This is a genomic window from Stenotrophomonas sp. HMWF023, from assembly GCF_003060985.1.
GTDB classification, from domain to species: domain Bacteria; phylum Pseudomonadota; class Gammaproteobacteria; order Xanthomonadales; family Xanthomonadaceae; genus Stenotrophomonas; species Stenotrophomonas lactitubi.
Window position 1 is genome coordinate 20,595 of sequence record NZ_QAIJ01000272.1, and the last position, 9,256, is coordinate 29,850.

The following is a 9,256-nucleotide window of genomic DNA, read 5'->3' on the forward strand; positions in this document are numbered from 1 at the left end:
TTGCCGCTGATGTTCGAAGTGGTCGACAGCCTGCCGCGCCAGCGCGGCGATGCGGCGGCCGCGCCGATGCCAGCTAGTGTGACCGAGGCGGACATCTGCTGGCCGACCGGTGAACTGGCCGAAGCTTTGCCCACCGAGCTCTGCCAGCGACGCCTGTCGGCTTACCTGCTGGACGGTGCGGCGCCGCCCACGTTCCCGGAGCGCGACGCGCGGCGTTGGCAGCCCGGTCGTCAACGTTACCTGGCCGACGCGCGCACCGGCCTGCGGGTATCGGCTGACTGCAGCGCACCGCATGAAGAAGTCGCGCGTGAAATCGCGCGATGGCCGGCGCTGTTGTCACCCTGGCTGCCCAAGGCCACGCGCGATGCTTCACGGCTTCCCGCGTTGTCGCCGGATTGCCGCGACGATGGCCGCGAGGCCAGCGTGGCCATGCATATCGATGGCCTCAACGAGGGCGCGACGCTGGCGCGTGCGCCGAATGCCGAGCATGGTGTACGCCTGCAGCTGCGCGCATTGGGCAGCGAGCAGGCCGTGGATTGGCTGCTGGATGGCCGCTGGATCGCGCAGACGCGCGGTGCGCAGCTGATGCAGCGAGAGTTCGCCGATCCGGGTGCGCATACGTTGACCGCACTGGCCGCAGACGGCGCCTGGACGCAGGTGAGGTTCAACGTCCTCAGGTAGGTGCCGACCTTGGCCATGGCCCGGCGCTACCGATGCACCATGACCCGGTAGGTGCCAACCTTGGTTGGCACGCACAGAAGCTGCCCACCAAGGTGGGCGACTACCAGGGCGTTCGCCGGGCATGGCCCGGCGCTACCGATGCACCATGGCCCGGTAGCTGCCAACCTTGGTTGGCACGCACAGAAATTGCCCACCAAGGTGGGCAACTACCAGAGCGTTCGCCGGGCATGGCCCGGTGCTACCGATGCACCATGGCCGGGTAGGTGCCAACCTTGGTTGGCACGCACAGAAGCTGCCCACCAAGGTGGGTAACTACCAAAGCGTTCGGCGTGGATGGCCAGGCGCTGGCGTTCGCCGGGCATGCTCGGCCCGGACGCTGCTACTCCCCGATCCACCCCTCCAGCAGGTCGGCGAACTCATCGGCGTGCTCCTCCTCCTGCGCCAGGATCTCCTCCAGAATGCGCTTGGTGGTGGTATCGCTGTCGCCGATGAAGTTGATCATCTCGCGGTAGCTGTCGATGGCGATACGCTCGGCCACCAGGTTCTCGCGGACCATGTCGCGCAGGTCGCTGCCTTCCTTGTATTCGGCGTGCGAGCGTGCGGTCAGCGTGTCTGGATTGAGGTCCGGCTCGCCGCCGAGCTGGACGATGCGCTCAGCCAACTTTCCGGCATGTGCCTGCTCCTGCTGCGCGTGTTCCAAGAACTCGGCCTTCACCGCATCGGCCAGCATGCCCTTGGCCATGAAATAGTGCCGGTAGTAGCGCAGCACGCACACATATTCGGTTGCCAGCGCGTCGTTCAGCAGTTTGATCACCACCTTGCGGTCGGCGCTGTAGCTGTCGGTGATCGCACCATCCTTGATGTTCTTCCGCGCCCGCTCGCGCAGGGTCTGGCGATCGCTGATGCCTTGGATCCTGGCGGACGGAGCGGTGTTGCTGGCTTTGGCTGGCTTGTTGGACATGGCTCGCCGGTTTCCTTTGCAGTCAGGGTTTCAGGTAGGAAGGTGCTCCAGCACATGCTCGGCCGAAGACACCTCGAACTGTCCGGGTTCCTCGATCCAGGCTGCGCGTACCGTGCCGTCCACCACGTACAGGGCAAAGCGGCGCGAACGGATGCCCATGCCCGAGGCGCTGGCGTCGAGCTCCAGGCCAAGTGCGCGGGTCAGTTCGGCGTTGCCGTCGGACAACATCAGCAGCCCATCGGGCACGTGCTGGTTAGTGGCCCAGGCCTTCATCACGAACGGATCGTTGACTGCCATGCAGTAGACGTCGATGCCGCGCTTGCGGAAGGCATCGAACGTTTCCACGTAGCCCGGCAGGTGACGCGCCGAGCAGGTGGGGGTGAAGGCACCGGGCACGGCGAACAGCACCACCTTGCGCCCGTCGAACAGGGCGTGGGTATCGAGGGTCTCGATGCCTTCGCGGATGCGCTTGAGGGTGACTTCCGGAATGCGGTCGCCGACATGGATGGTCATGGGAACTCCTTGCTGGATGAGGGTAGGGACCAGGAGGGGACGGACGCGTCAAGACATTGGAAAACCCATGTATACACCCCATCTCCGTCGTCCGCGGCGGGCTGTCAGCCACAGCATGGGGCGGGGCGATGGCAGGCGCATTGCGCTGGATCAGTCGGCCTCACCATTGGCGCACGACCGGCGGCGTAGCATCGCCGGCGCGTAGAATGAACCCGGGGCGGCGCCACCGGCGCCGCCGAAGCGAATCGAGGTAGCTGGATGGAATTCAAGGATTATTACGCCACCCTGGGGGTGGAACCGAGCGCGGGCGAGGCGGAAATCAAGACCGCTTATCGTCGGCTGGCACGCAAGTACCACCCGGACGTCAGCAAAGAGGCCGGGGCCGAAGACAAGTTCAAGGCCATCAACGAGGCCTACGAGGCGCTGCGCGATCCCGAGAAGCGCGCGGCCTATGACCAGCTGCGCGCGCAGGGCTATCGCCCGGGCGAGGAATTCAACGTGCCGCCGAACTACGGCGGTGGTGGTTTCAATTTCGAGGAAGTGTTCGGTGGTGGTGGCGGTGGCCCCAACGGTGGCTTCAGCGACTTCTTCGAGAGCCTGTTCGCGCGCCAGCGCGGCGGCCAGGGCGCGGGCCCCGGTCCGGGCTTCAGCAGCCACGGCCATGCGCCCAACCGCGATACCCGGGCCAAGCTGTCGGTACCGCTGGAGGCGGCCTACAACGGCGACAGCCTGCGCATCACCGTCAACGGCAAGCAGCTGGACGTGCGCGTGCCCAAGGGCATCCGTCCCGGGCAGGTGATCCGCCTGGCCGGGCAGGGCAACCACGGCGGCAACCTGCTGCTGGAAGTGGAGTACGCCGCGCATCCGCAGTTCGAGGTCGACGGCCGCAACATCCTGTACACGCTGCCGGTCACCCCGTGGCAGGCGGCGCTGGGCACCAGCATCAGCGTGCCGACCCTGGGCGGAGCAGTGGAACTGAAGATTCCGGCCGACTCCGATGCCGGTCGCAAGCTGCGCCTGCGTGGGCGTGGCCTGCCGGGCAGCCCGGACGGCGACCAGATCGTCGAGCTGGAGATTGTCGCCCCGGCGGCGACGGACGAGGCGCAGAAGAAGGCCTATCGGAATCTGGCCAAGGCGTTTGGCGAAACGATCTGAAATCTGCTTCGGTGGGTGCGGACCTTGGTCCGCACCAATTGCGGCGGCAAATCGGTTCGAGGGTAGTGCTGGCCGCTGGCCGGCAAAGGCGTGCCAACCAAGGTTGGCATCTACCAGGGCGCCGTGCCAACCAAGGTTGGCACCCACCACAGCGGTGTATCAGCCCTGGCCGGCGAACACCCGCTCCAGCACTTCGGACAGTTCGTCTTCCGAGAACGGCTTGGTGATGTAGGCCTTGGCACCCTGGCGCATGCCCCACATGCGGTCGGTGTCCTGGTCCTTGGTGGTCACCAGGATCACCGGAATGTGCCGGGTCGCTTCATCGCGGGCGAGGGTGCGGGTGGCCTGGAAGCCATTGAGGTTGGGCATCACTACGTCCATCAGCACCAGGTCGGGCAGCTCGGCCTTGGCGGTCTCCACCCCGGCCGCGCCATCGGTGGCGGTCAGGATCTGGTGCCCGAGCTTCTCGACGATGCGCTGTATCCCCAACAGCTGCGACGGTGAGTCGTCGACGATCAGAATGCGTGCCATGTTGTTCCCCATGTGATGCCGGAAGTGTAGTGCCGGCATCCCGTTGGCGGGAGGGCGACGGCTGCCGTCCGTCGCCTGCCTGCGACGTTCAGTCGATCCGCACCACCGTGCGGCCGAGCGAGCCGCCCGCCAGCATGCGATCGAACACCGCGGGCAGGCCGTCCAGGCCGACTTCGGCGGTGCAGATGCGGTCCAGGTGCTGCGGTTTCCACGCGTCGCCCAGGCGTGCCCACACTTCTTCGCGCAGCGCGCGCGGGGCATTGGCCGACGAAACACCAAGCAGCGACACACCGCGCAGGATGAAGGGCATCACGGTCATGTCCAGCGTCGGGCTGGCGGCCAGGCCTGCACTGACCACGCTGCCATAGGGCACGGTCTGTGCCAGCAGACTGGCCAGCATCGACCCGCCGGCGTTGTCCAGGCCTCCACCGAAGCGTGCCGACTGCAGCGGCCCGGTGTCGGCAAGGGCCTCACGCGGCAGCACCTCGGCAGCACCGATGCCGCGCAGGAAGTCGATCTGCTCCGGTTTGCCGCTGATGGCGTGCACGGCATAGCCGGCGCGGCTGAAGATGTCCACGGCCAGGGCACCGACCCCACCGCTGGCGCCGGTGACCGCCAGTGGCCCAAGCTCGGGTGTCTGCCGGTTGTCCTGCAGGCGCAGCAGCGCCAGCGCGGCGGTGAAGCCGGCGGTGCCCAGCACCATTGCCTCGCGTGGGCTCAGGCCCGCCGGCTGGGCGATGACCGCGCTCGATTCCAGTCGCACGTACTGGCTGTAGCCGCCATCCCGGGTTTCGCTGAGGCCGCAGCCGGTGGCCAGTACCGCATCGCCCTCGCGCCAGGCCGGATCGGTGGAGGCGACCACCGTGCCGGCCACGTCGATGCCGCCCACCAGCGGGAAGCGCCGCAGGATCCGGCCTTTGCCGGTACCGGCCAGGGCATCCTTGTAGTTGACCGAGGACCAGTGGGCACGGATCAGTACCTGGCCGGGGTTGAGGTCGTCCAGACTCAGCGGGACCAGGCCGCTGCGGTAGCCAGCGTCGTCTTTTTCGATGCGGAAGGCGGTGAACGGGGCGGTGGGGGCCATCGGCGTTGCCTGACTTCGAGGAAAACGCCACCTTACCCGTTCGGGGGCCTTTCAATCCTGCCGGTCAGCCCCATCTTGTATGATCGGTAGTGGTTCATGGCTGGCGTTGCGGGAAGGGCCCGCGTCGCAGCCCACATCTTGATGGAGCGTGCATGGCCTGGAATACACCCGGCGGCAACAAGGGCGGACAAGGCCCCGAGGACAATCGACGTGGGCCGTTCGGGTCGCGCGGCGGTGGCAATGGTGGCGGCTGGGGCGGATTGCCCGGACCGCTGAAGGATCTGTTCGACGGCGGCATCCTGCGTTGGGTGGCGGCAGCAGTGGTACTGCTGGTGCTGTTCTCCAGCTTCCAGCTGATCGGCGAACAGCAGCGTGGCGTCGTGCTGCGCTTCGGCCAGTTCTCGCGCATCCTGACCCCAGGCCCGAACTTCAAGTTGCCCTGGCCGATCGAATCGGTCACCAAGGTCAACGCCACCGAGATCAAGACCTTCTCGATCCAGGTGCCGGTGCTGACCCGCGACGAGAACATCGTCAACGTCTCGTTGAACGTCCAGTACCGCATCGATGACCCGCAGCAGTATCTGTTCGGCACTGTCGATGCCAACCAGGTGCTGGAACAGTCGGCGCAGAGCGCGGTGCGCGAGGAAGTCGGCCGCGCCGACCTCAACGCCGTACTGAACAACCGTGGCCCGCTGGCCGTGGCCGCTGAAGAGCGCCTGCAGACATTGCTGGCTGCCTTCAAGACCGGTCTGACCGTGACCGGCCTGACCCTGCAGGACGCCCGTCCGCCGGAGGAGGTCAAGCCGGCCTTCGACGAGGTCAACGGTGCCCAGCAGGTCAAGGAGCGCCTGATCAACGAAGCCCAGGCCTATGCGGCCAAGGTCGTGCCTGAAGCGCGTGGTCAGTCCTCGCGTGCCCGTACCACCGCCGAAGGCTACAAGCAGGCCGTGGTGTCCAAGGCCGAGGGTGATGGCCAGCGCTTCAGCCTGCTGCAGGCCCAGTACAAGGACGCACCGGAAGTCACCCGCAAGCGTCTGTGGCTGGAAACGGTGCAGCAGGTGTTGAGCGAGAACCGCAAGGTCATTGGCGGCGATGGCCGTCAGCTGATCTACGTGCCGATGACCGGTGATACCCGTGCCAGCACCTCGGCACAGGCGCCGGTACCAAACCCGGACGTGGTGATGCCGTCGCTGCCGGGTACCACGGCAGTGGAAGCTTCCCGTGATCCGGGCCGGCCGGTGGGCCGCCCGACCGGGCGTTCGAGCGGCCGTGAGGAGGGCAGCCGATGAGAAATTCAATGTGGATCGCCGTTGTCGTAGCGGTGCTGCTGGGCCTGCTGGGCTCGGTGTACGTGGTCCGCGAGGACCAGACCGCCATGGTCCTGAACCTGGGCAAGGTGGTGCGTTCGGATATCAAGCCGGGCCTGCACTTCAAGCTGCCCGTGGTGGAAACGGTGCGGGTGTTCGACCGCCGCTTCCAGGTGCTGGACACCGCGCCGGCACGCTACTTCACCGCCGAGCAGAAGGACGTCAGCGTCGACTTCTTCGCCATCGGTTACATCTCCAACGTGGGTGACTACTTCCGTGCCACCGGTGGCGATCCGCGTATCGCCAACGCCCGCCTGGCACCGATCATCACCGACTCGCTGCGCAACCAGATCAACTCGCGCACCCTGCAGCAGCTGGTCTCCGGCGACCGCAGCGAGCTGATCGCCGAGCAGCTGAAGGGGATCAACGAAGCCGTTGCCGGCCTGGGCATGCAGATGATCGACCTGCGCATCAAGCAGGTGGATCTGCCGACCGACAGCCAGGTGATCAATGACGTGTACGAGCGCATGCGCGCCCAGCGTAAGCAGGAAGCCGCCAAGCTGCGCGCCGAAGGCGAGGAGCAGTCGCTGACCATCCGCGCCCAGGCCGACCGTGACAGCACCGTGCTGATCGCAGAAGCCGAACGCGATGCCCAGCGCCTGCGTGGTGAAGGCGATGCCGAGGCCGCGCGCATCTACGGCAAGGCCGGTTCGGCTGACCCGTCGTTCTACGCGTTCTACCGCAGCCTCGAGGCGTATCGCGGCTCGATGACCGACGGCAACGGCGTGATCGTGTTGGACAAGAACGACCCGTTCCTGCAGTACCTCAAGAACGATCGCTGAGTCCGCACGGCAGTACCTCACGGGGCCCGGCCATACGCCGGGCCTCGTGCTTTTCCGGAGTTCCCCATGAAAGATCTGTTCGCCGCCGTCTGCCTGGTCGCGGTGCTGGAAGGCCTGTTGCTGTTCGCCGCCCCCGTGGCCTGGAAGCGCATGGCCGAACGCCTGCTGGACCTGCCCAGCCCGGCCCTGCGCAGCTTCGGTGGCCTGGTCCTGCTGGCCGGGCTGAGCCTGCTGTGGTGGGTGCGGCACTGAGGGCCCGGCTCGGCCGGCTGCCTCTGGCTCTGGTAGATGCCAACCTTGGTTGGCATTGCCGGCCAGCGGCCGGCACTACCGGAAAGGCCGGCCTGACCGGCCGGTGAAGCCCGCCCTCAAAAAGGTGGCAGTCGACCCCGGAAACCCGGATAATGCACAAAAGCCGGACGGGCCTCCCCGTTCGGCTTTTTCCGTGTCTGGGCCTTCCATCGCCGGCCGCTCCCCGTTTGGAGCCGCCACCCAAGCGCTGGCCAGCCCCGTTGCGGTTTACCCGTCCGCGGCCCCGATGGCCGCAACAAATAGAGGAACCCGTCATGGGTCAGTCTGTCGTAGTGCTTGGTGCCCAGTGGGGCGATGAAGGCAAGGGCAAGATCGTCGATCTGCTCACTGAGGAAATCGGCGCCGTCGTGCGCTTCCAGGGCGGCCACAATGCCGGCCACACCCTGGTCATCAACGGCAAGAAGACCGTCCTGCACCTGATCCCATCGGGCATCCTGCGTGACGATGCGCTGTGCCTGATCGGCAACGGCGTGGTGATCTCGCCGGCTGCGCTGCAGAAGGAAATCGCCGAGCTGGAAACCTCCGGCGTGGAAGTGCGTTCGCGCCTGAAGATCTCCCCGGCCGCGCCGCTGATCATGCCGTACCACATCGCCCTGGACCAGGCGCGCGAACGCGCTGCCGGCGGCAAGGCGATCGGCACCACCGGCCGTGGCATCGGCCCGGCCTACGAAGACAAGGTGGCGCGTCGCGGCATCCGCATCGCCGACCTGCATTACCCGAAGCAGTTGGAAGAACTCCTGCGCACGGCGCTGGATTATCACAACTTCGTGCTGACCAACTACCTGAAGACCGACGCGGTCGATTTCCAGAAGACCTTCGACGAGGCGCTGGCCTTCGGCGAGTACGTGCAGCCGATGAAGTCGGACGTTGCCGGCATCCTGCACGACCTGCGCAAGCAGGGTAAGCGCGTGCTGTTCGAAGGCGCGCAGGGCGCCCTTCTGGACATCGACCACGGCACCTACCCGTACGTCACCAGCTCCAACACCACCGTGGGTGGTGCGCTGGCCGGTGCTGGCGTCGGCGCTGACGCGATCGACTACGTGCTGGGCATCGCCAAGGCCTACGCGACCCGCGTCGGCGGTGGCCCGTTCCCGACCGAGCTGGACGATGAAATCGGCCAGGGCATCCGCGACCGCGGTGCCGAGTACGGTGCCTCGACCGGCCGCCCGCGTCGTTGCGGCTGGATGGACATCGTCGCCCTCAAGCGCGCGGTGGCCATCAACGGCATCAGCGGCCTGTGCATCACCAAGCTGGATGTGCTGGACGGCATGGAGAAGCTGAAGGTCTGCATCGCCTACGAGTACAACGGCAAGCGTACCGAGTACGCGCCGCTGGACGCGCAGGGCTGGGAAGACTGCACCCCCGTGTACCTGGAGTTCCCGGGCTGGACCGAGAACACCCACGGCATCACCAACTGGGACGACCTGCCGCCGGCCGCACGCGCTTACCTGCGTTCGCTGGAAGAGCTGGCCGGCTGCCCGATCAGCATCGTCTCCACCGGCCCGGACCGCGACCACACCATGGTCCTGCAGGATCCGTTCGCCTGAGCGACCGCCCGCTGACGTAAAGGAAAAGCCCCGCGAAAGCGGGGCTTTTTCGTTAGTGTGTACGCAGTGCCAGCAGGGAAGCGGACCGATGACCGGCGATGTCAGCGTGAAAGGGACCAGGGTGCTGCGGATCACCCTGTGGGTGTTCTGGGGCCTGTGGGCAGCCGCTTGTGTGGTGCTGACGGTGGGCGCTGTGGCCAACCATCTGGCCTCACGCACGCAGACCCTGCCGCTGGTGCTGAGCCCCGGTGCGAGCGCGGAGATCGCGGTCTACCGCTTCATTGACGATCGCCTGCGGTTGCGGCTGCGTTACCCGCCCAACG

General features: G+C 66.6%; 9 protein-coding genes and 2 pseudogenes. 7 read left to right on the forward strand and 4 right to left on the reverse strand.

Annotated elements, in window-relative coordinates:
* Nucleotides 1-681: pseudogene (locus DBR20_RS23300) on the forward strand (penicillin-binding protein 1C); the annotation flags it as partial.
* A 379-nt stretch (nt 682-1,060) separates the two neighbouring features.
* On the opposite strand, the gene DBR20_RS15550 reads toward DBR20_RS23300, so the two are convergent.
* Nucleotides 1,061-1,642, reverse strand: a complete 582-nt coding sequence (locus DBR20_RS15550; protein WP_108266794.1) for a ferritin-like domain-containing protein — start codon at nt 1,640-1,642, stop codon at nt 1,061-1,063.
* A 30-nt stretch (nt 1,643-1,672) separates the two neighbouring features.
* Nucleotides 1,673-2,155 carry a peroxiredoxin gene (locus DBR20_RS15555; RefSeq protein ID WP_108266795.1) on the reverse strand — a complete coding sequence of 161 codons (483 nt, stop codon included), beginning with the start codon at nt 2,153-2,155 and terminating at the stop codon, nt 1,673-1,675.
* A 258-nt stretch (nt 2,156-2,413) separates the two neighbouring features.
* Between DBR20_RS15555 and DBR20_RS15560 the strand changes: the two genes are divergently transcribed.
* Nucleotides 2,414-3,310: a DnaJ C-terminal domain-containing protein gene (locus tag DBR20_RS15560; protein ID WP_108266796.1), complete on the forward strand. Its 897-nt coding sequence runs from the start codon at nt 2,414-2,416 to the stop codon at nt 3,308-3,310.
* 159 nt (nt 3,311-3,469) lie between these two features.
* On the opposite strand, the gene pilH is transcribed toward DBR20_RS15560, so the two are convergent.
* Nucleotides 3,470-3,841, reverse strand: a complete 372-nt coding sequence (gene pilH, locus DBR20_RS15565) for a twitching motility response regulator PilH (RefSeq protein WP_005410644.1) — start codon at nt 3,839-3,841, stop codon at nt 3,470-3,472.
* Between the two features lie 88 nt (nt 3,842-3,929).
* Nucleotides 3,930-4,925 (reverse strand): YhdH/YhfP family quinone oxidoreductase, encoded by a 996-nt coding sequence (locus DBR20_RS15570; RefSeq protein WP_108266797.1) that lies wholly within the window; start codon nt 4,923-4,925, stop codon nt 3,930-3,932.
* A 152-nt stretch (nt 4,926-5,077) separates the two neighbouring features.
* Between DBR20_RS15570 and hflK the strand changes: the two genes are divergently transcribed.
* The 5 genes and pseudogenes from hflK to DBR20_RS15595 all read left to right on the forward strand — a co-directional run.
* Nucleotides 5,078-6,214, forward strand: a complete 1,137-nt coding sequence (gene hflK / locus DBR20_RS15575) for an FtsH protease activity modulator HflK (RefSeq protein WP_108266798.1) — start codon at nt 5,078-5,080, stop codon at nt 6,212-6,214.
* Nucleotides 6,211-7,074, forward strand: a complete 864-nt coding sequence (locus tag DBR20_RS15580) for a protease modulator HflC (protein ID WP_089236460.1) — start codon at nt 6,211-6,213, stop codon at nt 7,072-7,074. The genes hflK and DBR20_RS15580 overlap by 4 nt, the downstream gene beginning before the upstream one ends.
* Before the next feature lie 66 nt (nt 7,075-7,140).
* On the forward strand, nt 7,141-7,326 hold the full coding sequence (locus DBR20_RS15585) for a DUF2065 family protein (RefSeq protein WP_089236459.1): 186 nt from the start codon (nt 7,141-7,143) through the stop codon (nt 7,324-7,326).
* A 314-nt stretch (nt 7,327-7,640) separates the two neighbouring features.
* On the forward strand, nt 7,641-8,933 hold the full coding sequence (locus DBR20_RS15590; RefSeq protein ID WP_108266799.1) for an adenylosuccinate synthase: 1,293 nt from the start codon (nt 7,641-7,643) through the stop codon (nt 8,931-8,933).
* Nucleotides 8,934-9,039: 106 nt separating this feature from the next.
* Nucleotides 9,040-9,256 (forward strand): annotated as a pseudogene (locus DBR20_RS15595) (hypothetical protein); the annotation flags it as partial.